The sequence below is a fragment of the Sphingomonas adhaesiva genome (assembly GCF_036946125.1).
GTDB lineage: Bacteria > Pseudomonadota > Alphaproteobacteria > Sphingomonadales > Sphingomonadaceae > Sphingomonas > Sphingomonas adhaesiva_A.
The window spans coordinates 1,859,492-1,885,071 of the sequence record NZ_JAQIJT010000002.1 but is presented as its reverse complement, the minus strand read 5'-3'; the positions used below and the strand labels follow the sequence as shown (position 1 = coordinate 1,885,071).

The following is a 25,580-nucleotide window of genomic DNA, read 5'->3' as shown; positions in this document are numbered from 1 at the left end:
TCGCCCGGCCTTTTCATTCCGCCGTAACGAAAGTTATGATGCCCGCGGTCGACGATCGAATCAACCTCCCAGGCTCGACGGACGACCAGCGCGAAGAGGATGTTCGAACATGGTCACGCTCACGGTCGCCTACCCGTATGACGCCGCCAAGCCCTTCGACGAGCGCTATTATCTGGAGCATCACCTCCCGCTGGCGAAGGAGGTGTGGGGCGATGCGGTCACCGGCGTCAGCGTCCACTACCCGCTGGCGGGCCTTGCGGGCGACCCGGCATTCGCCGCGATCGCCCAGCTCGAATTTGCGTCGATGGAGGCGTTCCAGCAGGCGATGGCGAACCCGCGCAGCGCGGAGGTGCAGGCGGATGTCGCCAACTTCGCCGGCGTCGTGCCGCATACCCAGATCAGCCGGCGCGCGGCGTGACGCCCAGCTGGCAGCCCGATCCCGACAGCGGTGTCCGCGTGCGCGAGGTCGCGGCGGGCGGCCTGACGTTCGAGGTGGCGGAGGCAGGCGAGGGGGATCACCTCGCATTGTGCCTCCACGGCTTTCCGGAACTGAACTATTCGTGGCGCGAGCAGATGCCGCTGCTGGCGGCGAAGGGCTACCGCGTCTGGGCACCCAACCAGCGCGGTTACGGCGCCTCGTCGCGACCCGGCGGGGTGGATGCCTATCGCGCCGATCGCCTCGTCGCGGACGCCGCCGCGCTGTTCGACGCCAGCGGGGCGACGAAGCTCACCCTGATCGCGCACGACTGGGGCGGGGCGATCGCATGGCTGTTCGCGATCAACCGCGCCCGCCCGATCGAGCGGCTGGTGGTGATGAACCTGCCGCACCCGCGCTGCTTCGCCGAGGCGCTCAGGCACAAGGCGCAGCGCCGCCGCAGCTGGTACATGGCCTTCTTCCAGCTGCCGTGGCTGCCGGAGCGGATGATGCTGGCGCGCGACGCCGCCGCGATCCGCCGCGCCTTCCACGGCATGGCGATCGACAAGGCGCGCTTCGGCCCCGAGGTGCTCGACGTCTATGCCAAGGCGGCGCAGCGCCCGGGCGCGATGACCGCGATGATCAACTGGTACCGCGCCGCCGCGCGTTACCGCGAGGGGCTGGCGCTGGAGAACGGCGGCCGCGTCGACGTGCCGACGCTGATCGTCTGGGGCGAGGAGGACAAGGCGCTGGGCCTGGAGACGCTCGACGGGACAGAGCGCTTCGTCGCCGACCTGACGATCCGCCGCCTGCCCGGTGTGTCGCACTGGGTGCAGCAGGAGGCGCCGGAGAAGGTCAACGCAATCCTGTCGGAGTGGCTGCCGGACGCGTGACATGGTCGGCGCGCGGAGGAAGGCGGAGCCTGAGCCGTCGGTAACTCCCGTCACCCCGGCCTCGAGCCGGGGTCCCACTTCCTCTGCGACAGCCCGTAAAAGCGGGACCCCGGATCAAGTCCGGGGAGACGATGCGGTCATGAAACGCTCGCCCCGCTCACCCGTCATGCCGGGCTCGTCCCGGCATCCAGGGTTCCGCGCGCATGGGTGCCGTTGCGACGTACGCCCTGGACCCCGGGACAAGCCCGGCGCGCGCCAACCCTCACGCCGCCACGCGCACCTCCGCCATCGCCTCCGCCGCCAGCGCCACCGAGCGCTTGCGCGCGTCGTGATCGTAGATCGCGCTCGTCACCATCACCTCGTCCACCCCCGTCCGCTCGACGAAGGCGGCGATCCCGCGCGCCACCTCGTCGCGCGTGCCGATCGCGCTCGCCGACAGCACATGGTCGAGGATCGCGGCGTGCGACGGCGGCAGCGACTGGCGATAACCCTCCACGGGCGGGCGCATCTTGCCCGGCGTCCCGGTGCGCAGCGCCACGAACGACTGCTGCTGCGACGAGGCGAGCAGCTCCGCCTCCGCATGGGTGTCCGCGGCGAAGACGTTGAACCCCGCCATCGCATAGGGCCGCTCCAGCACCGCCGACGGCCGGAACTCGCGGCGGTAGATCGCCAGCGCCTGATCCAGCGCATCGGGCGCGAAATGCGACGCGAAGGCGTACGGCAGCCCCAGGATCGCCGCCAGCTGCGCGCCGAACAGGCTCGATCCCAGGATCCACATCTGCGGTGCGGCACCCGCGCCCGGGGTCGCGCGGATGCCGGTGCGTCCGTCGTCCGCGAAATAGCTCTGCAACTCGACGACATCGTTGGGGAACTGGTTGGCGTCGCTGTTCAGGTTGCGTCGCAGCGCGTTCGCCACGCGCTGGTCGGAGCCGGGCGCGCGCCCGAGCCCCAGGTCGATGCGCCCGGGAAACAGCGCGTCGAGCGTCCCGAACTGCTCGGCGATCTGCAACGGCGCCGAATTGGGCAGCATGATCCCGCCCGCACCGATGCGGATGGTCGACGTCGCCTGTCCGATATGCGCCAGCACCACCGCGGTGGCGGCGGACGCGATCCCCTCCATCCCGTGATGCTCCGCCACCCAATAGCGGTTGTAGCCGCACGCCTCGGCATGGCGGGCGAGATCGGCGGCGTTGGCCAGCGCGGTCGCCACCGTGCCGGTGTCGGTGACGGGGACGAGATCGAGGAGCGAATATCGGGTCATGCCGGGAACATGGGGTCGGTTGCGTTTCGATACCAGTCGCTTGGCGTTGGGGGGCGGAAAGGCCAACTTTGCCCAGCCTCCTTCCGTCATCCCCGCGCAGGCGGGGATCCAGACGCGCTGCGCTCGTGCCTCCATCGACGACAGCGCTTCTGGATACCCGCCTTCGCGGGAATGACGGCGTGAAGTGACGCGGGCGGCCTTCCACCCCCCGCCAAAACCCACTACACGCCGCCCCCGATGCCGCCTGCGTTCGCCCATATCGATACCTGGATCTTCGATCTGGACAACACGCTCTACCCGGCGCGCGCCAATCTGTTCGCGCTGATCGACGCGAGGATGACCGCCTATGTCGCGCGCCTGCTCGACCTCGATCGCGTAGAGGCGCGCCGCGTCCAGAAGCAGCATTTCCTCGATCACGGCACCACGCTCGCCGGGCTGATGGCGGAGCATGAGGTCGATCCGGCCGACTTCCTCACCTACGTCCACGATATCGAGATGGACGTGCTGGAGGAGAACGCCCCGCTCGCCGCCGCACTCGCGAAGCTGCCGGGGCGCAAGCTGGTCTTCACCAACGGCGACAAGCCGTATGCGCTCAAGGTGCTCGACCGCCTCGGCCTGGGTGCCAGTTTCGAGGCGGTGCACGACATCCATGCGATGGACCTGGTGCCCAAGCCGGCCGCCTCGGCCTATGCGGGGCTGTGCGCCGCCTTCGCGATCGATCCCACCCGCGCGCTGTTCGTCGAGGACATGGCGCGCAACCTGAAACCCGCCAAGGCGATCGGCATGACGACGGTCTGGGTCGACAACGGGTCCGAGCAGGACCACGACCACGACCGCGCCTATGTGGACGTCCGCGTCACCGACGTGACCGCCTGGCTCGAATCCCTGCTGGAGGAATGATGACTGCTGACCTGGCCGCCACGATCGACGCCGCCTGGGACCATCGCGCCGAGCTCGGCCTGACGACGCAGGGCGAGGTGCGCGACGCGGTCGAGCAGGCGCTGGCGCTGCTCGATTCGGGTGAGGCGCGCGTGGCGCAGCCCGACGGTCGGGGCGGCTGGCAGGTGAACCAGTGGCTCAAGAAGGCCGTGCTGCTGTCCTTCCGCCTCAACGACAACGTGCTGATCGACAACGGCCCGGGCGCGGGCCACTGGTTCGACAAGGTGCCGAGCAAGTTCTCCGGCTGGGACGAGGCCGCGTTCCGCGCCGCGGGTTTCCGCGCGGTGCCCGGCAGCGTCGTGCGCCGCGGCGCGCACGTCGCGAAGGGCGCGGTCCTGATGCCCAGTTTCGTCAACATCGGCGCCTATGTCGGTGAAGGAACGATGGTCGATACCTGGGCCACGGTCGGCAGCTGCGCGCAGATCGGGAAGAACGTCCACATATCCGGCGGCGCCGGGATCGGCGGCGTGCTGGAGCCGCTCCAGGCCGATCCGGTCATCATCGGCGACGGCGCCTTCATCGGCGCGCGCTCGGAAGTGGCGGAGGGCGTCCGCGTCGGCGAGGGCGCGGTGCTGTCGATGGGCGTCTATCTCGGCGCCTCGACCAAGATCGTCGATCGCGCCACCGGCGAGGTCTATCGCGGCGAGGTGCCGCCCTATGCGGTCGTCGTCCCCGGCTCGACCGGCGGCAATCTCGGCCTGTATTGCGCGGTCATCGTCAAGCGCGTCGATGCGCAGACCCGCAGCAAGACCAGCATCAACGAATTGTTGCGGGATTGATCGGTACGCGCGTGCGATCAACGGGCTTGTTCGTCACGTGCGTGTCTTCTAAGCCCGTTAAACGCGTTTAACGATCAACGATCCAGGGGCAGGCAGCAGCATGACGACGACGACCGCCAGCAAGGTACTCGACCGCGTTCTCGTCCTCGAAATGGTCCGCGTGACCGAGGCCGCGGCGATCGCCGCCTCGACCCTGACCGGGCGCGGCGACGAGAAGGCGGCGGACGCCGCCGCGGTCGAGGCGATGCGCGCTGCGCTCAACGAGCTCGACATGGACGGCACCGTCGTCATCGGCGAGGGCGAGCGGGACGAGGCCCCGATGCTCTACATCGGCGAGAAGGTCGGCACCGGCAGCGGTCCTGCGATCGACATCGCGCTCGATCCGCTGGAGGGTACGACGATCTGCGCCAAGTCCGGCCCCAACAGCCTGGCGGTGCTCGCGATCGCCGAGGCGGGCGGGCTGCTCAACGCGCCCGACGTCTATATGGACAAGCTGGCGGTCGGCCCGGGCCTGCCCGCGGGCGTGATCGACCTCGACCGCTCGCCGACCGAGAACGTGAAGGCGATCGCCGCGGCCAAGGGCGTCGAGCCCAGGGACATCATCGCCTGCGTCCTCGACCGTCCGCGGCACGAGGCGCTGATCGCGGAGCTGCGCGCGCTGGGCTGCGGCGTGGTGCTGATCGGCGACGGCGACGTGGCGGGCGTGATCGCGACGACCGATCCCGATACGACGATCGACGTCTATATGGGGTCGGGCGGCGCGCCCGAGGGCGTGCTCGCCTGCGCCGCGCTGCGCTGCGTCGGCGGACAGTTCAAGGGCCGCCTGCTGTTCCGCAACGACGACGAGCGCGCCCGCGCGCGCAAATGGGGGATCGAGGATCTCGACCGGCAGTACGATCTGAAGGATCTGGCGAAGGGCGACTGCATCTTCGCCGCGACCGGCGTGACCGACGGCTCGCTGCTCGCCGGGGTCAAGCGCAAGGGCAAGGTGATGAGCACCGAGAGCGTCGTGATGCGCGCCTCCTCGGGCACCGTGCGCTGGGTGAAGGGCGAGCACCGGCTGGATCGCTGAGGACGAAGCGGGGCGCGAGGCCGCCCCGCTCGCCCCCTGGCGCGCTCGCCCAGTCGCCCGCGCGTCGTACGGCTGCGTTTCGCGGCCGGGCTCGGGCCGCGTCGGGGATGTCAGGACACGACGAAATCAGTGGCTTATGCCAGACGCGCTGCGAATGGGTGCTCTCTCGCCCGGATCGGGTCGCGATCCACTTTCTCAAGCGGTGTGATGCGATAGCCAAGCGAGTGCCGCAGTCCGCGGTACACCGGGAGCGCTTATAGCCGCTTCGCTACCGAAATTGCGGGGGTAAGCCACAGTGTGGCATCCGACACCGCAATGTCGCTGGTGACCCCTACGAGAATCGAACTCGTGTTTTCGCCGTGAGAGGGCGACGTCCTAACCGCTAGACGAAGGGGCCGTGCGCGGTGTGAGGCGCGCTGTTACGAAGGCGGGCCGGGTGCGTCAAGGGGATTCGTCGCCTTTCCGCCGGTGGTGGTCGTCGCCACCCGGCAGCCCCGGCGCGCCGTCCCGCCCGGGGCCCGGCCTGCGCCGGGCACCAGGCCGGAGGATCCCCTACCGGCGCATCAGGCCGCCTTGCGGCGCTCCGCCATCTCGGTGTTGAGCATTTCCGCCAGCAGGAACGCCAGCTCCAGGCTCTGGCCCGCGTTGAGGCGCGGGTCGCAGTGCGTGTGGTAGCGGTCGGCCAGCGTCTGCTCGGTGACGTCGATCGCGCCGCCGGTGCATTCGGTGACGTTCTGCCCCGTCATCTCGGCATGGATGCCGCCGGCATGCGTGCCCTCCGCGCGATGCACGGCGAAGAAGCCGCGGACCTCGGCCAGGATGCGCTCGAACGGGCGCGTCTTGTAGCCGTTGGCCGCCTTCACGACGTTGCCGTGCATCGGGTCGCAGCTCCACACCACCGGATGGCCCGAGCGCTTCACCGCGCGGACCAGGCGGGGCAGGTGCTTCTCGATCGTGTCATAGCCATAGCGGGTGATGAGCGTCATGCGCCCGGGCACGCGCCCCGGATTGAGCGTGTCGAGCATCGCCAGCAGCGCGTCGGGCTCCAGGCTGGGGCCGCACTTGATCCCGATCGGGTTGCCGATGCCGCGCAGGAACTCGACGTGCGCCGACCCTTCGAAGCGGGTGCGGTCGCCGATCCACAGCATGTGGGCGGAGGTATCGTACCAGTCGCCGGTCAGCGAATCCTGCCGCGTCATCGCCTGCTCATAGGGGAGCAGCAGCGCCTCGTGGCTGGTGTAGAAGGTGGTCTGCGACAGCTGCGGCACCGTGTCGGGGTTGATCCCGCACGCCTCCATGAAGTCGAGCGCCTCGCCGATCCGGTCGGCGGTCTCCGCATATTTCGCGGCCCAGGGGCTGCGGCCCATGAAGTCGTGAGTCCAGCGGTGGACCTGGTGGAGGTTCGCATAGCCGCCCTGCGCGAAGGCGCGCAGCAGGTTGAGCGTCGCGGCCGACTGCGCATAGCCGCGCAGCATCCGGTCGGGATCGGGGATGCGGCTTTCCGCGGTGAAGGCGATGTCGTTGACGTTGTCGCCGCGGTAGCTGGGCAGCTCGACCCCGTCGATCGTCTCGGTCGGGGCGGAGCGCGGCTTGGCGAACTGGCCCGCCATGCGGCCGACCTTCACCACCGGCAGCTTCGATGCATAGGTCAGCACGACCGCCATCTGGAGGATGACGCGGAAGGTGTCGCGGATGTTGTTGGGGTGAAACTCCGCGAAGCTTTCCGCGCAGTCGCCGCCCTGGAGCAGGAACGCCTTGCCCTCCGCCACGCGCGCGAGGTCGGTGGTGAGGTTGCGCGCCTCGCCCGCGAAGACCAGCGGCGGGAAGCTGGTGAGCTTCTCCGTGGCGGCGTTCAGCGCGGCGGCGTCGGGATATTCGGGGAGCTGGCGTGCCTCTGCCGCGGTCCAGCTGTCGGGGGCCCAATTGGTGGCCATCGGTAATCTTCCTTCCAATGCGGGCGCGTCCATGACCGAATCGTGCGCGAACCGCAAACAACTTCCGCTTTACAGCAGTCCCGGATAGGCCCCGCCGTCGATCAGCAGGCTCTGCCCGGTGATGAATCCGGCCTGCGCGGAACAGAGGAACGCACAGGCGTCGCCGAACTCCGCCGGATCGCCGAAGCGCGCGGCGGGGACGCGGGCGCGGGCGCGCCTTTCGGCCTCCGCGACGTCGACCCCCTGGGCCTTGGCGGCGAAGGCGTGGACGCCCTCCAGCCGGCGCGTGGCGAACAGGCCCGGGAGCAGGAAGTTGATCGTGACGTTGGCATGCGCGGCCTGCCGCGCCACCCCGGCGAGGAAGCCGGTGAGCCCGACCCGCGCGCCGCTCGACAGGTCCAGCCCGGCGGCGGGCGACTTCACCGAGCCGGAGGTGATGCACAGGATGCGGCCGAAGCGGCGTTCGATCATGCCATCGATCACCTTTTGCACCAGCCGGATCGGGGTGACCATGTTGGCGTCGAGCCCGGCGTGCAGCGCATCGGCGTCGAGCTGACGGAAGTCGCGCAGCGGCGGGCCGGCGTTGTTGTTGATCAGGATATCGGGCGCGCGCCCCGCGGCATCGATCAGCGCCCGCTGCACGCCGTCGTCGGCGACGTCGCCGGTGACGACGCCCGTGACGGCAGCGCCGCGGTCGCGCAGGGCGGCGGCGGCTTCCTCCAGCGCGTCGGTGTGGCGGCCGTTGAGGACGATGGCGCATCCCGCATCGGCGAGCGCGGTGGCGCAGGCGCGGCCGAGCCCGTGGCTGGAGGCGCAGACGATCGCGGTCTTGCCGGAGAGGCCGAGGTCCATGGGGTTTCCTTCACAAAGCGACGAAGCGGGCGCAGAATAGCCCGTCGATCGAGGAAGGTAAGGGGAGGTGAGGCGTTGTGCCACGCCGATCGTTGAGCATGGCGTCTCGATCGGAGGCTCACGATGTTCGTCGATTTCCGCGATACGCCTGCACCGCCGCCATGGCAGCCGCCGCGACCGCAGCCGCGCCTCACCGAGCGTCAGCGGCGCGTGATGACCGGCGTGATCGGGCTGAACCTGTTCCTGCTGCTGGTGGCCCCGATCGGGGGTGCCACCATCTTCGCCGCGATCGCGGTGGCGTTCCGCTGACCTACGGACGCTGGGCCTAAGGACGCTGGGCCTAAGGACGCTGGGCCCGCTGGTCGACCTTCACCCCGCGCATCCGCAGCCGTCGCGCGGCGCGGCGACGCTGAAATACGATCGCGCCGATGACCACACCGACCACGAACGCGGCAATAATCAAATAGGCGATGACCAGTCGCAGTTCCAAGTCATGCTCCTTCTCGCGCCGACGATGCGGCCCCTATGGCAAGATGGGCGCGCGATGACAAATGCGCGGCGCGCGCTCAATAACCTGCGTCGAGATCGGCGACATTCTCCATCGCGCGACCGGCGCGGAACGCGTCCAGGTTGCGCAGGAACAGGGCGCCTGCGCGCTGGAACATCTTTGTCTGGCTGCGGCCCGACAGATGCATCGTGACGATGCAGTTCGGGGCGTCCCACAAGGCGGCATCGGCAGGAAGCGGCTCCGGGTTGGTGGGATCGAGGAAGGCGCCGGCGATGCTCTTGTCGGTCAGCGCCGCGATCAGCGCGTCGTCGTCGATCATGTCGCCGCGCGCGATGTTGATGAGCCAGGCGGAGGGCTTCATCGCGGCGAGCTCCGCCGCGCCGATCATCGCCCGGGTCGCGTCGGTAGAGGGCGCGGCGAGGATGACCCAGTCGAATTCGCCCAGCCGCGCGCGCCACGCATCGGGGCGGATCGTACCGTCGCGGCCCGAGCGGGTGACGCCGGTCACCGCGACGCCGAACGCGGCCAGCCGCTCGCCGATCAGCCGCCCGATCGCGCCGTAACCGACGATCAGCGCGCGGCTCTCGAAAAGCTCCATCTTGCCCGGTGCGTCGCGCGGCCATTCGTGGCGGTCGTGCGCGCGCAGCACCTGGTCGAAGCGCTTGGCGCCGACCAGGACCCCCATTACCGCATATTCGGCGACCGCGATCGCATTGATGCCCGCGCCGTTGGTGACGGTCGCGCCGCGGCGCTTCAGATCGTCGAGCGGCAAGGCGTCGAGCCCCGCGTACAGCGTCGACACCCATTTCAGCCGCGGGCCGGCACCGATGATGGCGTCGCGCATCGCGGTCTTCGACTCCATGTCGATCCAGGCGATATCGGCATCGGCGGTCATCGCCTTCGCCTCGGCGGCGCTGGCGAACCAGTCCACGGTGACGTCGGCAGGGAGGTGCGGCTCGAGCAGCGGGCGCGCGGCGGCGGGGAGGACCAGTTTGAGTTCGGACATCGTGCCTCTCCCGCTTGCTTTCGTCACCCCGGACGTGATCCGGCGTCCCGCTTACTGATTGACCTTGCACAGGAAGCGAGCCCCCGGGTCAAGACTCCCCTGAGCGAAGTCGAAGGGCCCGGGGGTGACGAGGTTCACGGATTGAGCTTCCAGTCCCAGCCGAGCGGGTCGCCGTCCATCACCTCGACGCCTGCGGCCGCGAGCGCGTCGCGGATCGCGTCGGAGCGGGGGAAGTCCTTCGCCGCGCGCGCCTCGCGCCGCTCGACCAGGCGCGCCTCTATCGTGTCGGCGTCGATCGTCGCGCTCGCCGGGCGGACGCGCAGGCCGGCGCGGTCGCGCTGGAGCAGGTCGAGGCCGAGCACCGCGTCGAACTCCGCCAGCATCGCGAGGCGGTCGGCGGGCGATACCTTCTTGTCGGCCAGCATCGCGTCGAGCACCGGCAGTGCGCGCGGGGTGTTGAGGTCGTCGGACAGCGCGGCGTCGAGCTGCTCGCGGTACGCGGCGGCGCTGCCGGTCGCGGGCGTCTCGCCCCGCGCCTTCAGCGCGGCGACGGCGTGGACCAGTCGCTTCAGCCGCACCTGCGCGGCGGCGAGATTCTCCCAGGAGAATTCCAGCTCGCTGCGATAATGCGCCTGAAGGCACATCAGACGGTACGCCAGGGGGTGGAAGCCGCGCTCGACAAGGCGCGCGAGCGTCAGGAACTCGCCCGAGGATTTGCTCATCTTCCCCGTGCGATCGACCAGGAAGTTGTTGTGCATCCACAGCTGCGCGCCGGTGTCGGCGCACTCGCAATGCGCCTGGTTCTGCGCGATCTCGTTGGGGTGGTGGATCTCGCGGTGGTCGATCCCGCCGGTGTGGATGTCGAACGCGGGGCCCAGGTACTTGGCCGCCATCACCGAACATTCCAGGTGCCAGCCCGGCGCGCCGCGGCCCCAGGGCGAATCCCATTCCATCTGGCGCGTCTCGCCCGGCGGGGTCGCGCGCCAGATCGCGAAGTCCTGCGGATGGCGCTTGCCGGCGACCGCCTCGATCCGCGCATGCGCCGCATCGTCCGCGGCCCCCGCCAGCCGGCCGTAGTCGGGAACGGTGGTGGTATCGAAATACAGGCCGTCGGCGAGCCGGTAGCAGTGTCTGTCCGCGATCCGGACGCCCCATTCGATCATCTCCGCGACGTGATCGGTCGCCAGCGGCAGGTGGGTGGGGGGCGTGATGTTCAGATCGGCGAGATTCTGCTTGAACGCGTCGGTGTAATGCCGCGCGATCGCCCAGATGTCGCGGCCCTGCGCGCGCGCCGCGGCCTCCATCTTGTCGTCGCCGGCGTCGGCATCGCTGGTCAGGTGGCCGACATCGGTGATGTTGATGACATGGGTGAGCGGCCAGCCCTTCCACCGGATGGTCCGCGCCAGCGTATCGGTGAAGACATAGGCGCGCAGATTGCCGACATGCGCATAGTTGTAGACGGTCGGGCCGCACGAATAGACGCGCACGTTGCTCGGATCGAGCGGGCGGAACGGCTCCGCGCTACGGGTCAGGCTGTTGTACAGGATCAGGGGCGCGCCGGTCATCCCGCGCCCATGCGCGAGGGCGGCGTCGCCACGCAAGCCCGATGACGCGGCGGGGGCGATTCGATCCGGACGGACGGCATGGCTGCACCGGGTCGAATTTTCCCGCTATGTGTGGCGCGCGGGCCACAGCGCGGGCGTTGGCCGCATGAGGGTCGCCGTCGAGGAGAAATGCGTGCCGAAGATTGCCGTCGTCCAGACCAATACGGGTATCGATCCCGCCGCCAATGCCGCGGCGCTGGTCGCGGCGATCGCGACCGCGGGGGCGCAAGGTGCGCGGATGGTCTTCACGCCCGAGATGTCGGGGCTGCTCGACCGCGACCGCGAGCGGGCCGCGGCGTCGGTGCGCAAAGAGGGCGAGGATGCGGTGCTGGTCGCGGTGCGCGAGGCCGCGGCCAGCGCGGGCGTATGGGTCCACCTGGGGTCGCTGGCGCTGCGACGGCAGGACCCGCGCATGGCGAATCGCGGCTTCGTGATCGACGACACGGGCAGCATCCGCGCGCGCTACGACAAGATGCACCTGTTCGACGTCGATCTGGCCAATGGCGAGCGCTATCGCGAGTCGGCCGCTTATGCCGGCGGCGACCGCCCGGTCGTGGTGCGCACCCCGGTCGGGCCGCTGGGCCTGTCGATCTGCTACGATATGCGCTTCCCCGATCTCTATCGCGCGCTGACCGATGCCGGGGCGGAGGTGCTGTCGGTACCGGCCGCCTTCACGCGCCCGACCGGGCAGGCGCATTGGCATACGCTGTTGCGCGCCCGCGCGATCGAGGCGGGCGTGTGGGTCGTGGCGGCCGCCCAGACGGGCGAGCATCAGGACGGGCGCGCCACCTACGGCCATTCGCTGGTCGTGGACCCCTGGGGACAGGTGGTGCTGGACATGGGGGAGGCGCCCGGCATCGGCTATGCCGACATCGACGCGGCGATGACCGCCGACGTCCGCGCGCGGGTGCCCGCGCTGCGCCACCGCCGCGCGGTGCCGGCGCCGATGGTGGTCGGTTAGGTCTGGGCGCGCGCGGGTTGCGGTTTTGCGGACGTGCTGCTAGGGGCGGTGCGTTCGGCGCGGGTTATGCCCGCAGCCGCTATAACCCGTTTCGTCCGGAGTCTTACGGTTTTATGCAGATCATCGTTCGCGACAACAACGTCGACCAGGCCCTTCGTGCGCTCAAGAAGAAGCTGCAGCGCGAGGGTGTGTATCGCGAGATGAAGCTGCGTCGCCACTACGAGAAGCCGTCCGAGAAGCGCGCGCGCGAGCGTGCGGCGGCGGTGCGTCGTGCGCGCAAGCTGGAGCGCAAGCGCGCCGAGCGCGACGGCGCACGGTAAGAACGTGTCGCCGGCCGGTGCCCGCTGACCGGGGCCGGCACGCCTGATGTTCTCTTCCGGCGGCGACCGTTCGCGGTCGCTCGCGAATCGGGATTTGCCGCATGTCGACCGTGACCGCCGTTCCGCTCCAGCCTGTGAAGCGTGCCTATGTGACGTGGCTCGTCGTCGGGCTGATCCTGGCGCTGGTCGCCGGGGTGGCGCTGGCGCGGGCGGGCGACACCGGCATCCTGACGACGCCGTCGGGGCTGCGCTACAAGGTCATCAAGCCCGGCGACGTGAAGGGCGCACGCCCGACCGACGCCGATGTCGCGCTGGTGAACTATGAGGGCAAGCTGCTGGACGGCACCACCTTCGACAAGTCGCAGCAGCCGACGCCCTTCCCGGTGGCGGGCGTCGTGCCCGGCTTCTCCGAGGGGCTGAAGCTGATGCACAAGGGCGCCCGGTATCGCTTCTGGATCAAGCCGGAACTGGGCTACGGCGACCGCGCCACCGGCCCGATCCCGCCCAATTCGACGCTCGTCTTCGACGTCGAGCTGCAGGACTTCATCCCGGAGGCCACGCTGCGCCAGTTGCAGATGCAGCAGCAGATGATGGGCGGCGCCGGCGGCATGCCGGGTGGCGGCGCGCCGGGCGCGGGAGCGCCGCCGACCGGGCGCTGATCCGGCCGACCGACGGCACCATAGGCACGGCGTCGCGGAGCATATCCGCGGCGCCGTTTTCCTCTCCACGACGGCGCGAGCCACGGGCCGTCATTCCTTGACCGGGCGCGGCATCTTTTCCCCGATCGCGGGGGGATGACGGCGCCGTGATCCTGTCTTATCGAGCGGCATCGTGGCCACCCTTCATGCCCTTGCCAATCCCGCGCGGTTCCTGCGCCTCGCGCGACCGCTGACGCCGATCCTGTGGTGGACGGGCGGGGTGCTGATCGCCATCGGGTGCTGGGCCGGGCTGACGCAGACGCCGGCCGACTATCTTCAGGGTGAGACGGTGCGCATCCTCTATATCCATGTCCCCGCCGCCTGGCTGGGGATGGGGGGCTGGAGCGGGATCGCGATCAGCAGCATCGTCTATCTCGTCTGGCGCCACCCGCTCGCGGCCGTCGCGGCGCGCGCGATCGCGCTGCCGGGCGCCTGTTTCGCCGCGCTGTGCCTCGTCACCGGCGCGATCTGGGGGCGGCCGACATGGGGGACGTGGTGGCAGTGGGACGGGCGGCTGACGTCGATGCTGCTGCTGTTCTTCGTCTATCTGGGCTTCATCGCGCTGTCGAACGCCGATCGCGAGCGCGGCGGCGACGGGCGCGTGCCCGCGCTCTACGGGATCGCAGGCACGGTGCTGCTGCCGATCATCCGCTATTCGGTGATCTGGTGGAACACGCTGCACCAGGGGCCCAGCATCGGACTGACCAGCTCCACGATCGATCGCTCCTTGCTGTGGCCGCTGCCGATCACGACGATCGGCTTCACCCTGCTGTTCGGCGGGATCGTCCTGATGCGGATGCGCGCGATGCTCGCCGCGGCCAAGGCGGAGGCGCGGATGCGTCGGAGGGCGCGCGCATGACGGGGCAGTGGGCCTTCGTCACCGCGGCCTATGCGCTGGTGATCGCGGGGACGGGTGTCGTCTCGTTGCTGGCGTGGCGCGCGATGCGGCGGGCCGAGAAGTGACGCGCAAGAACCAGCGGCTGACGCTCGTCCTGCTGGGGCTGGGCGCGATCGTCGCGGCGGCGCTGCTGGCGCTGTCCGGGCTGAAGGATCAGGCGGCGTTCTTCTACGCGCCGTCCGATGTCGCGGCGCGGTTGCCGGCCCCGGACGAGGCGGTGCGGCTGGGCGGCATGGTGGAGCGCGGGTCGATCAGGCGTGCGGCCGACGGCGTCACGATCGACTTCGTCGTCACCGATGGGAAGGCGACGACGCCGGTGCGCTTCGCGGGGATCGCGCCCGACCTGTTCCGCGAAGGGTCGGGCGTGGTGGCGGAGGGGCATTTCCGGCCCGACGCTTCGTTCGTCGCGACCAACCTGCTCGCCAAGCACGACGAGAAGTACATGCCCCCCCAGATGGCGGGAAAGATGCACGAGACGAAGACGCTGGAGGCCAGGTGATGGGCTTCGTCGCGCTCGCGGTACTGGGGGTGGGGGCGTTCGGCGCGATGGTGCTGCTGGGGCTCGGCCGGCTGCTGTGGTCGACGGTGGGCGCGGCGCTGTTCCTGGGCGCGATCGGCTATGCGTGGCAGGGGCGGCCCTCGCTGGAGGCCGCGCCCGCGCAGGCCCGTACCACGATGGCGGAGATCGACCCGGACGAGATCGCGCTGCGCGACATGCTGCTGGGCCGCTACACGCAGGATGCCGCCTATCTCGTCGCGGCGGACGCGATGACGCGCAGCGGCGATACCGCGTCGGCGGCGCGCGCGGTGATGGGCGGACTGTCGCGACTGCCGCGCAGCTTCATCCTGTGGACCTGGGCGGGGGGTGACGCTGGCGGCGGATGCGAAGGATCAGGTGACGCCGCCCGCGCTGCTCGCGTTCCGCCAGGCGGCGCGGCTGGCGCCGGAGCATCCCGCGCCGCGCTATTATCTCGGGCTGGCCTATGTGCGCGCCGGGGATGCGGCAGAGGCGCAACGCTATTGGCGCCGCGCGCTGGCGCTGTCGCCGCCGGGGTCGGCCTATGGGCGCGAGATCGCGGCGCGGCTGGCGCTGGTGGATCGCTTTCTGGCGATGCAGCGGGCGGGGATCGGACGGTAGAGGTCCACTCGCGGTGTCATCCCCGAGCCGTCATGCCGGACTTGTTCCGGCATCCAGGGTTTTCCGCGCCGAACGACGGTGATGCGTGCTGAACCCTCGACCCCGGAACAAGTCCGGGGTGACGGGGGGCGACGATCAGAACGCCGGTTCCTCGCCCGGCTTCTCGGGCACGTGGATGCCGCATTCCACCTTGTCCCAGCCGCGCCAGCGACCGGCGCGCGGGTCCTCGCCCGGGCGTACCTTGGAGGTGCAGGGCGCGCAGCCGATCGAGAGATAGCCCTGCGCCTCCAGCGGGTGGCGGGGCAGGTCGTGCGCGTCGAAATAGGCGTCGAGGCGGGCCTTGTCCCATGACGCCAGCGGGTTGATCTTCAACCGGCCCTCGTCCGCCTCGAATCGCGGCAATGCGGCGCGGGTCTTCGCCTGGAAACCCTTGCGGCCCGAGATCCAGGCGTCGAACGGCAGCAGCGCGCGGCGCAGCGGCTCCACCTTGCGCAGGTCGCAGCAGCCGTCGGGGTCGTAGGACCAGCGCAGCCCCTTGTCGTCCTTCAGCCGCAGCAGCCGCGGGTCGGGGCGGAATACGCGCAGGTCGGTGAAGCCCAGCCGCTCCGACAGTTCGTCGCGGTAAGCGAGGGTTTCGCCGAACATCTTCTGCGTATTGGTGAAGATGACCGGCACGTCGGTGTCGACCGACGCGATCATGTGCAGCAACACCGCCGACTCGGCCCCGAACGACGACACCGCGGCGATGCGGCCCTTCAGCTCGCCCTGCAGCAATTCGCGCAGCATGTCCTGCGTTGCGACCCCGGCGAAGCGCGCCTCCATCGCGGCGGCATCCTCCGCGGTGAAGACGGGACGGACGTCGATCATGTCGAGCGTGCGGGCGGCTTCACCCATGGCGCAGTTTCCACACCGGGACCGCGCCATCGGCGGCCTTCTGATAGACATGGTCGTAGCGGTCGAGTGAGCGCGCGAGCGTCGCGGCATCGACCGCCGCCTGCGGCGCGAAGCTGTCGAAGCCGCAGCGGCGCATCAGCGGGATCTGGTCGACCAGCACGTCGCCCTCCGCGCGCAGCTCGCCGGCATAGCCCGCCTCGCGCAGGATGCGCGCGACCGAATAGCCGCGCCCGTCGCGGAAGGTCGGGAACGACACCTCGATCAGCGCGATCCGGTCGAGCAGCGGGATCAGCTGGCGCGCGTCGTCGCCGGGCTCGATCCGCACCGCGGTCGCGTTCGACTGATCGGCCAGGAACGCGTCGAGCGTCACCGCCGGCTCCTCGTGCGGGGTATCCTCGCGGAACAGCAGGTGGGCGGGCACCTCAACCATAGATCGCCTCCTTGAACGGCTCCATGCCGACGCGGCGGTAGGTGTCGACGAACCGCTCGCCCTCTTCGCGCACCTGGACGTACTTGTCGGTCACGCGCTCGATCGCGTCGACCACGCCGTCCTCGTCGAAACCGGGGCCGGTGATCCTGCCGAGCGACACGTCCTGCGCGCCCGATCCGCCCAGCAGCAGCTGATAGTTCTCGGTGCCCTTCTTATCGACGCCCAGGATGCCGATGTGCCCGGCATGATGGTGGCCGCAGGCGTTGATGCAGCCCGAGATCTTCAGCTTCAGCTCGCCCAGGTCGCGCTGCCGCGCCGGATCGGCGAAGCGCTGCGCGATCTTCTGCGCCACGGGGATCGAGCGCGCGTTGGCGAGGCTGCAATAATCCAGACCGGGGCAGGCGATGATGTCGCTGATGAGGTCGAGGTTCGCCTCGGCCAGCCGCGCCTCCACCAGCGCCTCCCACACCGCCTTCAGATCGGCGATGCGGACGTGCGGCAGGACGATGTTCTGCGCATGGGTGACGCGCAGTTCGTCATGGCCGTAGCGCTGCGCCAGATCCGCCATCACGTCGATCTGGTCCGCCGAGGCGTCGCCGGGGATGCCGCCGACGGGCTTGAGCGAGATGTTGACAATCGCATGGCCCGGCGCCTTGTGCGGCTTCACGTTCTGGTCGAGCCAGACCGCGAAATCGGGGTCGCTGCGGTCGAGATCGCTCGGCGCGTCCGCGGCATAGGCCGGCGGCGCGAACATCGCGGTGATGCGCGCCAGCTCGGCGGCGGGGGGATCGATCCCCAGCGCCTTCACCTGCACGAACTCCTCCTCGACCTGGCGGCGGTATTCGTCCGCGCCCAGCTCGTGGATCAGGATCTTGATCCGCGCCTTGTAGATATTGTCGCGCCGGCCATAGCGATTGTAGACGCGCAGGCACGCCTCCAGATAGCTGAGCAGGTCCCCGGCGGTGACGAAGTCCTTGATCTCCGGCGCGATCATCGGGGTGCGCCCCATGCCGCCGCCGACGAAGATCTTCGCACCCAATACGCCGTTACGCTCCAAAAGCTGGATGCCGATGTCGTGGAGCCGCATCGCGGCGCGATCCTCGTCCGCGGCGATCACCGCGATCTTGAACTTGCGCGGCAGGTAGCTGAATTCGGGGTGGAAGGTGCTCCACTGGCGCAGCAGCTCGGCCCAGGGGCGGGGGTCGGTCACCTCGTCCGCGGCGGCGCCGGCATACTGGTCGGAGCTGATGTTGCGGATGCAATTGCCGCTCGTCTGGATGGCGTGCATCTCGACCGTCGCCAGCTCGGCGAGGATGTCGGGCGCCTGGTCCAGCTTGATCCAATTGTACTGGATGTTCTGCCGCGTGGTGAAATGGCCGTAGCCGCGGTCGTAGGTGCGCGCGATATGCGCCAGCATCCGCATCTGCCGGCTGTCGAGCGTGCCATAGGGCACCGCGACGCGCAGCATGTACGCGTGCAGCTGGAGATACAGGCCGTTCATCAGCCGCAACGGCTTGAACTGATCCTCGGTGATCTCGCCCGCCAGGCGGCGCTTCACCTGGTCGCGGAACTCGTCGACGCGCGCATCGACGATCGCCTGATCGTATTCGTCATACTTGTACATCAGATCACCCAGCTTCCGGCGGAGGCATCCGCGGGCTTCAACGTCAGGTCGGGGCGCACGGTGGGGCCGAGCGCGCGGATGCGGTCCTTGATATGCGCCGGGCGCGGACCCTCGGGCGTGTCGGTCGCGGCAATGACATAGGGGCCGTTGACGCGCCGCGCCGCCTCCTCCTCGCGCGCGATCGCCTCGGCACGGTCGCCCGCGTCGCGCGCTTCCTCGATGTGGCGCGACCAGTCGCTGCCGGTCCACCAGATCACGTCGCCGCTCGCCAGATCGTTGCCCGTCACCAGCTTCACGACATATTCTCCGCTACCTTCGCGTAGGAGGCCAGCTTGTCCTCCGCATCCGACAGTTCGACGACCTCGCCCACAACGATGATCGCGGGGCTGGCCACATTCTCGCGCGCCACCATGGCGCCCAGGTCCGCCAGCATCGTCCGGAGCGCGCGATGGCCGGGGAGCGTACCCTTTTCCAGCACCGCGACCGGCATGTCGGGGGCGACACCGTCCGCGATCAGCTTGTCGGCGATCGCCTCCGCCGTCGCGACCCCCATGTAGATCACGAGCGTGCGGCCCTGACCGGCGAGGCCGGACCAGTCCTGCTCCGACAGCCCCTTGCACTGGCCCGCGACGAAGCTGACCGCGGAACTGTGGTCGCGGTGGGTGAGCGGCAGCATCGCCTCCGCGGCGCAGCCGAGCGCGGCGGACACGCCGGGGATCACCTCGACGGTCAGCCCGGCGGCGCGCACCGCCTCGACTTCCTCGCCCCCGCGGCCGAAGATGAACGGGTCGCCGCCCTTCAGCCGGACGACGACGCTGCCCGCCATGACATGCGCGACGATCAGCGCGTTGATCGCTTCCTGCGGCAGCGTATGACGCGCGCGGCGCTTGGCGACCGAGATGCGCTGGGCGCCGGGGGGCGCGATGTCGAGCACGCGCGGGTCGATCAGCCCATCGTGGACGACGACATCGGCGCTGCGCAGCGCGTCGACCGCGCGAACGGTGAGCAGCCCGGGATCACCGGGACCGGCTCCGACGAGGATGACGCGGCCGCGCGCATCGGGATCGAGCAAGGTTGCCATGGGGTGGAGATGGGCGCGTCGATGCGGAACGGCAAACCAGCGATGCTTGGCGGCGGCGTAGGAGAGGTTTTGTGACGGCAGCGCCCGAAACGGCCGTCATTCCTGCGAAGGCGGGAATCCATACGCGCAGGTCATCGAAAGGGCCGCAGCGGCAGCGTCTATGGATTCCCGCCTTCGCGGGAATGACGGGAACGGTGGTGCCCTCAATGCCCGCGCATCTTCGCGACCTGGTGCACCACCCACGCGATGATCGCGCCGACGATCAGCCCCAGCACGCCTGACAGCGCGGCGTTGACGATCCACCCGATCGCGCCGCCGCCGGCCCCTTCCGCGACATGGTGGACCCAGTGCGCGGGTCCGCCGAAGCCGATCTCTTCCGCGCTGTGGAGCAGCAGCCCGCCGCCGACCCAGATCATCGCGGCGGTGCCGACCACCGACAGCACGCTCATCAGATAGGGCACGCCCTTCACCAGCCCGCGACCGACGCGGCGCGCCACGCCGGACCGGCGCTGCGCGAGGTACAGGCCGACATCGTCCGCCTTCACGATCAGCGCGACGACGCCGTAGACGCCCGCGGTGATCGCGATGGCGACCACCGCGAGCGTGATCGCCTGCATCGGCAGCGCATAGTCGCTGACCTCGCGCAGGGCGATCACCATGATCTCGGCCGACAGGATGAAGTCGGTGCGGATCGCGCCGGCAACCTTCTGATTCTCCAGCGCGACGGGGTCGGTGACGACATCCTCCTCCATCGGGGCGTGATGGCCGCCGATCGCTTCGAGCACCTTCTCCGCGCCCTCGAAGCAGAGAAACGCGCCGCCCAGCATCAGCAGCGGGGCCAGCGCCCAGGGGGCGACCGCGCTCAGGATCAGCGCGGCGGGCAGCAGGAACAGCAGCTTGTTGCGGATCGATCCCAGCGCGATCCTGCCGATGATCGGCAGCTCGCGCTTGGGCGACAGGCCGGTGACGTAGCGCGGCGTGACCGCGGTATCGTCCACCACGACCCCCGCCGCCTTCACCCCCGCCTTGCTCGCCGCGGCACCCACGTCGTCGAGAGAGGCGGCGGCCAGCCGGGTCAGCCCCGCGATGTCGTCCAGCAGCGCGACCAGTCCACTTGCCATGAAGAATCCCTGTCGTGTTCAGCCGTCCGCCAGCCCGATGCCGATCGCCGCGCGCGCCGCCTCCGCCTCGTTCGAGACGACGGGATAGGCGCAATAGTCCGCGGCGTAATAGGCGCTCGGCCGGTGGTTGCCCGACCAGCCGATGCCACCGAACGGCGCGGAGGACGATGCGCCGTTGGTCGGCTTGTTCCAGTTGACGATGCCGGCGCGCGCACCGGCCCAGAAGCGGTCGAACAGGGCCGGCGTCTGGCATATCAGCGACGCCGACAGGCCGTAGCGGGTGTTGTTCGCCTCCGCGATGGCGGCGTCGAAATCGTCGACGCGCACGACCTGGAGCAGCGGGCCGAACAGCTCGACATCGGGTCGCTCGACCAGATCGGTGACGTCGATGATGCCGGGGGTGACGAACGGGCGCGCCGGATCGGGGCGCGCCATGTGGCGGATCGGGCGGCCGCCCTTCATCAGCAGCGTCAGGAAGCTTTCGGTCAGGCCATCGGCGGTCTCGTTGTCGATGACCGGCCCCATGAACGGCTGCGGCGTGTCGTGCGGCGCGCCCAGGATCAGCCGCGCGGTCAGCTTCGACAGTTCGGCGAGCAGCGCGTCGGCCAGCTGCTGGTCGACGATCAGCCGGCGCGCGGCGGTGCAGCGCTGCCCGGCGCTGGTGAAGGCGGATTGCGCCACCAGCACCGCGGCGGTGTGCAGGTCGGGGGTGTCCCATACCACGATGGGGTTGTTGCCGCCCATCTCCAGCGCGAGGATCTTCTCCGGCATCTCCGCATATTGGCGGTTGAGCGCGATCCCCGTGCGCGCGGAGCCGGTGAACAGCAGCCCGTCGATATCGGGGTGGGCGGCGAGCGCGCGCCCCTCCGCCGGGCCGCCGATCAGGACGCGCACCGTCTCCTCCGGCACGCCGGCGGCATAGAGGCAGTCGACCAGGAAGATGCCGCTCGCCGGGGTCTTTTCCGACGGTTTGAAGACGACCGCATTGCCCGCGATCAGCGCGGGGACGATATGGCCGTTGGGCAGATGCGCGGGGAAATTGTACGGCCCCAATACCGCCAGCACGCCATGCGGCTTGTGGCGCAGCGCGATGCGGCTGTTCATCGGCGCGTCCATGCGGCGCTGCGCGGTCCGCTCGGCATAAGCGGTGACCGAGATGTCGACCTTGGCGATGACGCTGTCGACCTCGGTGCGCGCCTCCCACAGCGGCTTGCCCGTCTCGCGCGCGATCACGTCGGCGAACGGCTCGGCGCGCTGGCGCACGACGTTGGCGAAGCGGCGCAGCGTCTCGATCCGATAGGCCAGCGAGCGCGACGCCCACGGCATGAACCCGTCGCGCGCGGTCGCCACCTCCAGCTCGACATCGCCGATCGGCCCGCGCCACAGCTCCGCGCCGGTCGCGGGTTCGTAGGAGATCAGGTCTGCCATGCCGTCTTTTCTAGAGGGCCATTACGCGAGTGCAACGCCCATCGCGCGGATCTGCGCGACGGTATCGTGGAACGGTGTCCAGTCGTCGGCCTGTGCGATCGCGTGCCAGATCGCCTCGACCTCCTCGATCAGCATCGATCGCGGGCTGCCGCGCCAGTATTCGTGGTCGCGCGCCGCGCGCGGGGCATGGCGGTCCAGCAGCGCGCGCGCGGCATCCCATTCGCTGCCGTAGCTGTCGGGCGGCGCCTGTGCGAAGGCATCGAAGAAGAAGCGGTCGATGCCGACCCCGGTGATGCGCAGCGCGCGCTCCACCTCCTGCACCAGCGCGCGATCCTCGTCCGCAGACCGGGGCGTCCGCCCCAGCCGCCACAGGATCGCCGCGGTGACGGCGGGCTGGTAGAGCGCGGGGAAGCGGTCCAGCTCGGCGATCAGCGGCTCGGCCTCGACCAGCGGCCGAAGCGCGACCGCCAGCTGCATCGCGTTCCAGTGGATCGCCTCGGGCTGCCGGCCGAAGGCGTAAAGCCCGGTCTGGTCGAAATAGGCGGCGACGAAACCGGGGTCCCACGTCGGCGCGAACCGCCACGGGCCGTAGTCGAAGCTCTCCCCGGTGACGTTGATATTGTCCGTATTCAGCACGCCGTGGACGAACCCCGCCGCCATGTAGCGCGCCGCCAGCCGCGCGGTGCGCTCCACCACCAGCGCCAGCAGCCGGACGGGATCGTCGCCGTCCTCGCCATACAGCTCTTGCAGGGCGTAGGCGGTGAGCCGTCGCAGCCCGTCCTCGTCGCGCAGATACGCCAGCCGCTGGAACGTGCCGATGCGGATATGCCCGTGGCTGAGCCGCACCAGCACCGCCGAGCGCGTGGGGGAGGGCTCGTCGTTGCGCTCCAGCGCCTCGCCGGTCTCGATCAGCGAGAACGTGCGCGAGGTGGGGACGTTCAGCGCCTCCAGCATCTCGCTCGCCAGCACCTCGCGCACGCCGCCCTTCAGCGTCAGGCGGCCGTCGCCGAAGCGGCTCCACGGCGTCTGGCCCGAACCCTTGGTCCCGAGGTCCATCAGCCGGCCGTTCCGATCGCGCAGTTGCGCGAAGGTGAAGCCGCGGCCGTCGCCCAGCTCCGGGTTGTAGGTGCGGAACTGGTGGCCGTGATAGCGCAGCGCCAGCGGCCGATCGAGCGAGCCGGGCAGGGGGGCGAAGCGGCCGAAATGGCGCACCCACTCCCCATCGTCGAGCGTGCCCGCGCCCACCTCCGCCGCGGCGCGGTCGTTGCGCCAGCGCAGCCGCGCGTCCGGAAAGTCCGCGGCGGCGACGGGATCGTAGAAGGCGTCGCCGAGCGTCAGGATGGTCCGCTCGGGTCGATATGCTTGCGGGTCGAAAGCCATGCCGCGATATGGGGGCGGCTTGGCGAGGGGCGCAACACGCATGTCCGAATATCGGGATCTGTTCTGGTGGTCCGCCGATGGCATCCGGCTTCACGCGCGCGATTATCCCGGCCCGGCGGAGAGCGACGCACCCCCGGTCGTCTGCATGGCCGGGCTGACCCGCAACGCGCGCGACTTCGCGACGCTGGCCGCCACGCTGTCCGCGACGCGGCGCGTGATCGCGGTCGATTTCCGCGGTCGCGGCGAGAGCGGCTATGCCAGGGACCCGATGACCTATGTCCCGCTGACCTATGCGCAGGACGTGGTGGCGCTGCTGGAGGAGGAGAAGATCCACCGCTTCGTCGCGATCGGCACGTCGCTGGGCGGGATCGTCACCATGCTGCTGGCGGGGATGCTGCCGGGGCGGATCGCCGCCGCCGTGCTCAACGACGTCGGGCCGGAGATCGAGGCGGCGGGCCTCGCCCGCATCCGCGGCTATGTCGGCAGGTCGAGCACCTGGCCGACCTGGATGCACGCCGCGCGCGGGGTGCAGGAAATGAACGCCGACGCCTATCCCGACTGGGGGATCGAGCAATGGCTGGCGATGGCCAAGCGGCTGTACCGGCTCAATTCCGCGGGCCGGATCGTGCTGGACTACGACATGAAGATCGCCGAGCCGTTCCGCCTGCCCGGCGGGGAGGCGGGGCCGGACATGTGGCGCGCGCTGGCCGCGCTGGCGGGGGTCCCGGTGCTGGTCGTGCGCGGCGGGCGCTCCGACATCCTGTCCGCGGCAACGGCGCGGCGCATGGTCGAGGCGCTGCCGCAGGGGGCGCTGCTGACGCTGCCCGGCGTCGGCCATGCGCCCACGCTGGACGAGCCGGAGGCGGTCGCCGCGATCGAGGCGACCTTGCGCGCGTCCCCGGAACAACCCGCTTAGCTGGGGCGTCTCGAGCGGACACTCCCGGCCGCACGAGGATGCCGACATGATCGATTCTTCCGACGCGCACACGGTCGTGCCGCCGTCATCCGGGTGCCGCGCGGCGGTCCGGCGGCTGACGATCAGCCGCTTCTTGCAGGACGAGGAGTGAGGCCCGGCATGACGGTGGAGCATCTGTACGACGCGTTGATCTTCGGACCCGACGACGTCGACCTGTCGCGATCGCCGCTGGCGGGCCGGATCGATGCGGAGACCTATGTGCTCGGCGCGTTCAACCCCGGCATGACGCGGCTGCCGAACGGCAATCTGCTGCTGATGGTGCGCGTCGCGGAGGCGCTGCGCCACCCGATCGCCGATGGCAGGATCCACGCGATCCGCTGGTCGGGCGATGCGGATGGGGGCGGCTATCGCCTCGACGCCTGGCCGCTGGCGCTGGTCGATACGTCCGATCCGCGCAAGTTCATGATGCGCGGCGGCGGGTGGCGGGTGATGGCGCTCACCTCGCTGTCGTGGCTGCTGCCGGTCGAGCTCGACGGCGAGGGCAGGAGCGTGGTGGCGGTCCATTACGACCGCGCGATCGCGCCGCGTGCGTCCTACCAATGCTACGGCGTCGAGGATGCGCGGATCAGCCGTGTCGACGGGCGCTATTACATGACCACCTGTTCGGTCAGTCCGGAGCGGCACTCGACCACGCTCTACACCAGCGACGATGCGCTCGACTGGACGCTGGAGGGGATCGTCCTCGATCACCAGAACAAGGACATGCTGATCTTCGAGGGGAAGGTGCAGGGCAGGTTCTGGGCGCAGACGCGGCCGCTCGGCGATCTGTATTTCGCCTATCCGCCCGACAGCGAATGGCGATCGGGGCCGTCGATCAACCTCGCCACCTCGCCCGACGCGCTCCACTGGAAGCCGCACGACCGCCCCGGCCTCCGCGCGCATGCGGCGACGACCGCCACCGCGCGGATGGGCGGCGGCGCGCCGCCGGTGCTGGCGCAGGTCGACGGGCGCGAAGGGTGGCTTACCCTGTGGCACGGGGTTGAGCCGTCGGGCGTCGTCGGCATCTATCGCACCTATTGGACGCTGCTCGACCGCGACGATCCGTCGGTGGCGCTGGCGACCAGCCACACGCCGCTGCTGGAGCCAGCGCCCGCGCTGACGGAGGCGATGAAGGAGCGGATGTACCTCGACGACGTCGTCTTCACGACGGGTATCGCGGACGGTGGCGCGCATTGGGTGGTGGCAAGCGGGGAGGCCGACCTCGCGTGCCGCATCACGCACGTGGCGAAGGGGGCGGTGACGGCGGAGTGAGGCGTCTTTCTCCCCTCCCTTTCAAGGGAGGGGCCGGGGGTGGGTGGCGTGACCCCGATACGGATCCGCGAGCGCGGGACGAGTCGTTTCACGAGGTCTCCACCCCACCCCAACCCC

28 protein-coding genes and 1 tRNA gene are annotated in these 25,580 nt (G+C 69.9%); 14 read left to right on the top strand and 15 right to left on the bottom strand.

Translation table 11 applies throughout. The features are described 5' to 3' along the window. Nucleotides 1-109: 109 nt before the first annotated feature. Both PGN23_RS15265 and PGN23_RS15260 read left to right on the top strand, forming a co-directional pair. Entirely contained in the window at nt 110-418 is a 309-nt protein-coding gene (locus tag PGN23_RS15265; protein WP_335303868.1) for an EthD family reductase, read from the top strand. Then, a complete protein-coding gene (locus PGN23_RS15260) occupies nt 415-1,308 on the top strand; it encodes an alpha/beta fold hydrolase (protein WP_335303867.1) in 894 nt (297 codons plus the stop codon). Before PGN23_RS15265 ends, PGN23_RS15260 begins: the two co-directional genes overlap by 4 nt. A gap of 262 nt (nt 1,309-1,570) precedes the next feature. On the opposite strand, the gene PGN23_RS15255 is transcribed toward PGN23_RS15260, so the two are convergent. Continuing rightward, nucleotides 1,571-2,569: an LLM class flavin-dependent oxidoreductase gene (locus PGN23_RS15255; RefSeq protein ID WP_335303866.1), complete on the bottom strand. Its 999-nt coding sequence runs from the start codon at nt 2,567-2,569 to the stop codon at nt 1,571-1,573. A 237-nt stretch (nt 2,570-2,806) separates the two neighbouring features. On the opposite strand from PGN23_RS15255, the gene PGN23_RS15250 reads away from it, so the two are divergent. The 3 genes from PGN23_RS15250 to glpX all read left to right on the top strand — a co-directional run bounded on the left by PGN23_RS15250 (nt 2,807) and on the right by glpX (nt 5,359). Further along, entirely contained in the window at nt 2,807-3,469 is a 663-nt protein-coding gene (locus PGN23_RS15250) for a pyrimidine 5'-nucleotidase (RefSeq protein ID WP_335303865.1), read from the top strand. Beyond that, nucleotides 3,469-4,287: a 2,3,4,5-tetrahydropyridine-2,6-dicarboxylate N-succinyltransferase gene (gene dapD, locus PGN23_RS15245; protein WP_335304623.1), complete on the top strand. Its 819-nt coding sequence runs from the start codon at nt 3,469-3,471 to the stop codon at nt 4,285-4,287. The genes PGN23_RS15250 and dapD overlap by 1 nt, the downstream gene beginning before the upstream one ends. A 100-nt stretch (nt 4,288-4,387) precedes the next feature. Next, nucleotides 4,388-5,359 carry a class II fructose-bisphosphatase gene (gene glpX, locus PGN23_RS15240; RefSeq protein WP_335303864.1) on the top strand — a complete coding sequence of 324 codons (972 nt, stop codon included), beginning with the start codon at nt 4,388-4,390 and terminating at the stop codon, nt 5,357-5,359. A 322-nt stretch (nt 5,360-5,681) separates the two neighbouring features. On the opposite strand, the gene PGN23_RS15235 is transcribed toward glpX, so the two are convergent. The 3 genes from PGN23_RS15235 to PGN23_RS15225 form a co-directional block, all read right to left on the bottom strand. Then, a tRNA-Glu gene (locus tag PGN23_RS15235) sits at nt 5,682-5,756 on the bottom strand. A 166-nt stretch (nt 5,757-5,922) separates the two neighbouring features. Further along, nucleotides 5,923-7,293 carry a class II 3-deoxy-7-phosphoheptulonate synthase gene (locus PGN23_RS15230; protein ID WP_335303863.1) on the bottom strand — a complete coding sequence of 457 codons (1,371 nt, stop codon included), beginning with the start codon at nt 7,291-7,293 and terminating at the stop codon, nt 5,923-5,925. Nucleotides 7,294-7,362: 69 nt separating this feature from the next. Further along, nucleotides 7,363-8,145: an SDR family oxidoreductase gene (locus PGN23_RS15225; RefSeq protein ID WP_335303862.1), complete on the bottom strand. Its 783-nt coding sequence runs from the start codon at nt 8,143-8,145 to the stop codon at nt 7,363-7,365. Between the two features lie 123 nt (nt 8,146-8,268). On the opposite strand from PGN23_RS15225, the gene PGN23_RS15220 reads away from it, so the two are divergent. Next, nucleotides 8,269-8,454 carry a hypothetical protein gene (locus tag PGN23_RS15220; RefSeq protein WP_335303861.1) on the top strand — a complete coding sequence of 62 codons (186 nt, stop codon included), beginning with the start codon at nt 8,269-8,271 and terminating at the stop codon, nt 8,452-8,454. Nucleotides 8,455-8,485: 31 nt separating this feature from the next. Here PGN23_RS15220 and PGN23_RS15215 read toward each other — a convergent pair whose 3' ends face one another. The 3 genes from PGN23_RS15215 to cysS form a co-directional block, all read right to left on the bottom strand. Beyond that, nucleotides 8,486-8,635 (bottom strand): hypothetical protein, encoded by a 150-nt coding sequence (locus tag PGN23_RS15215; protein WP_335303860.1) that lies wholly within the window; start codon nt 8,633-8,635, stop codon nt 8,486-8,488. A gap of 76 nt (nt 8,636-8,711) precedes the next feature. Then, nucleotides 8,712-9,659: a D-2-hydroxyacid dehydrogenase gene (locus PGN23_RS15210; RefSeq protein WP_335303859.1), complete on the bottom strand. Its 948-nt coding sequence runs from the start codon at nt 9,657-9,659 to the stop codon at nt 8,712-8,714. A 134-nt stretch (nt 9,660-9,793) separates the two neighbouring features. Beyond that, nucleotides 9,794-11,224, bottom strand: coding sequence for a cysteine--tRNA ligase (gene cysS, locus PGN23_RS15205; protein WP_335303857.1), 1,431 nt, complete (start codon nt 11,222-11,224; stop codon nt 9,794-9,796). Between the two features lie 145 nt (nt 11,225-11,369). Here cysS and PGN23_RS15200 point away from each other — a divergent pair, with 145 nt between their 5' ends. The 6 genes from PGN23_RS15200 to PGN23_RS15175 all read left to right on the top strand — a co-directional run bounded on the left by PGN23_RS15200 (nt 11,370) and on the right by PGN23_RS15175 (nt 15,278). Next, nucleotides 11,370-12,224: a carbon-nitrogen hydrolase family protein gene (locus PGN23_RS15200; RefSeq protein ID WP_443019790.1), complete on the top strand. Its 855-nt coding sequence runs from the start codon at nt 11,370-11,372 to the stop codon at nt 12,222-12,224. Between the two features lie 113 nt (nt 12,225-12,337). Further along, nucleotides 12,338-12,544, top strand: coding sequence for a 30S ribosomal protein S21 (gene rpsU / locus PGN23_RS15195; protein WP_007404630.1), 207 nt, complete (start codon nt 12,338-12,340; stop codon nt 12,542-12,544). 101 nt (nt 12,545-12,645) lie between these two features. Then, nucleotides 12,646-13,203, top strand: a complete 558-nt coding sequence (locus PGN23_RS15190; protein WP_335303854.1) for an FKBP-type peptidyl-prolyl cis-trans isomerase — start codon at nt 12,646-12,648, stop codon at nt 13,201-13,203. A 172-nt stretch (nt 13,204-13,375) separates the two neighbouring features. Then, nucleotides 13,376-14,101: a heme ABC transporter permease CcmC gene (gene ccmC, locus PGN23_RS15185; RefSeq protein ID WP_335303853.1), complete on the top strand. Its 726-nt coding sequence runs from the start codon at nt 13,376-13,378 to the stop codon at nt 14,099-14,101. A gap of 100 nt (nt 14,102-14,201) precedes the next feature. Next, the gene (gene ccmE, locus PGN23_RS15180) at nt 14,202-14,639 is read left to right on the top strand and encodes a cytochrome c maturation protein CcmE (protein ID WP_335303851.1); all 438 of its coding nucleotides are present in this window, start codon (nt 14,202-14,204) and stop codon (nt 14,637-14,639) included. A gap of 366 nt (nt 14,640-15,005) precedes the next feature. Then, a complete protein-coding gene (locus PGN23_RS15175) occupies nt 15,006-15,278 on the top strand; it encodes a tetratricopeptide repeat protein (RefSeq protein WP_335303850.1) in 273 nt (90 codons plus the stop codon). A gap of 135 nt (nt 15,279-15,413) precedes the next feature. On the opposite strand, the gene PGN23_RS15170 is transcribed toward PGN23_RS15175, so the two are convergent. The 8 genes from PGN23_RS15170 to PGN23_RS15135 all read right to left on the bottom strand — a co-directional run bounded on the left by PGN23_RS15170 (nt 15,414) and on the right by PGN23_RS15135 (nt 23,236). Continuing rightward, complete coding sequence (locus PGN23_RS15170) at nt 15,414-16,172, bottom strand: phosphoadenylyl-sulfate reductase (RefSeq protein ID WP_335303849.1); 759 nt, start codon at nt 16,170-16,172, stop codon at nt 15,414-15,416. Then, nucleotides 16,165-16,602: a DUF934 domain-containing protein gene (locus tag PGN23_RS15165; RefSeq protein ID WP_335303848.1), complete on the bottom strand. Its 438-nt coding sequence runs from the start codon at nt 16,600-16,602 to the stop codon at nt 16,165-16,167. The genes PGN23_RS15170 and PGN23_RS15165 overlap by 8 nt, the downstream gene beginning before the upstream one ends. Next, nucleotides 16,595-18,226: a nitrite/sulfite reductase gene (locus PGN23_RS15160; RefSeq protein ID WP_335303846.1), complete on the bottom strand. Its 1,632-nt coding sequence runs from the start codon at nt 18,224-18,226 to the stop codon at nt 16,595-16,597. Before PGN23_RS15160 ends, PGN23_RS15165 begins: the two co-directional genes overlap by 8 nt. Further along, entirely contained in the window at nt 18,226-18,522 is a 297-nt protein-coding gene (locus PGN23_RS15155) for a DUF2849 domain-containing protein (protein WP_335303843.1), read from the bottom strand. Before PGN23_RS15155 ends, PGN23_RS15160 begins: the two co-directional genes overlap by 1 nt. Beyond that, entirely contained in the window at nt 18,519-19,307 is a 789-nt protein-coding gene (gene cobA, locus PGN23_RS15150) for a uroporphyrinogen-III C-methyltransferase (protein ID WP_335303842.1), read from the bottom strand. The genes PGN23_RS15155 and cobA overlap by 4 nt, the downstream gene beginning before the upstream one ends. Nucleotides 19,308-19,510: 203 nt before the next feature. After that, on the bottom strand, nt 19,511-20,428 hold the full coding sequence (locus PGN23_RS15145; protein ID WP_335303841.1) for a DUF808 domain-containing protein: 918 nt from the start codon (nt 20,426-20,428) through the stop codon (nt 19,511-19,513). An 18-nt stretch (nt 20,429-20,446) separates the two neighbouring features. Then, a complete protein-coding gene (gene astD, locus PGN23_RS15140) occupies nt 20,447-21,856 on the bottom strand; it encodes a succinylglutamate-semialdehyde dehydrogenase (RefSeq protein WP_335303840.1) in 1,410 nt (469 codons plus the stop codon). A 21-nt stretch (nt 21,857-21,877) separates the two neighbouring features. After that, the gene (locus PGN23_RS15135) at nt 21,878-23,236 is read right to left on the bottom strand and encodes a protein adenylyltransferase SelO family protein (protein ID WP_335303839.1); all 1,359 of its coding nucleotides are present in this window, start codon (nt 23,234-23,236) and stop codon (nt 21,878-21,880) included. 40 nt (nt 23,237-23,276) lie between these two features. Here PGN23_RS15135 and PGN23_RS15130 point away from each other — a divergent pair, with 40 nt between their 5' ends. Both PGN23_RS15130 and PGN23_RS15125 read left to right on the top strand, forming a co-directional pair. Further along, complete coding sequence (locus PGN23_RS15130; protein WP_335303838.1) at nt 23,277-24,152, top strand: alpha/beta fold hydrolase; 876 nt, start codon at nt 23,277-23,279, stop codon at nt 24,150-24,152. Nucleotides 24,153-24,311: 159 nt separating this feature from the next. Then, a complete protein-coding gene (locus PGN23_RS15125; RefSeq protein WP_335303836.1) occupies nt 24,312-25,463 on the top strand; it encodes a glycosidase in 1,152 nt (383 codons plus the stop codon). The last annotated feature ends 117 nt before the right edge of the window (nt 25,464-25,580 follow it).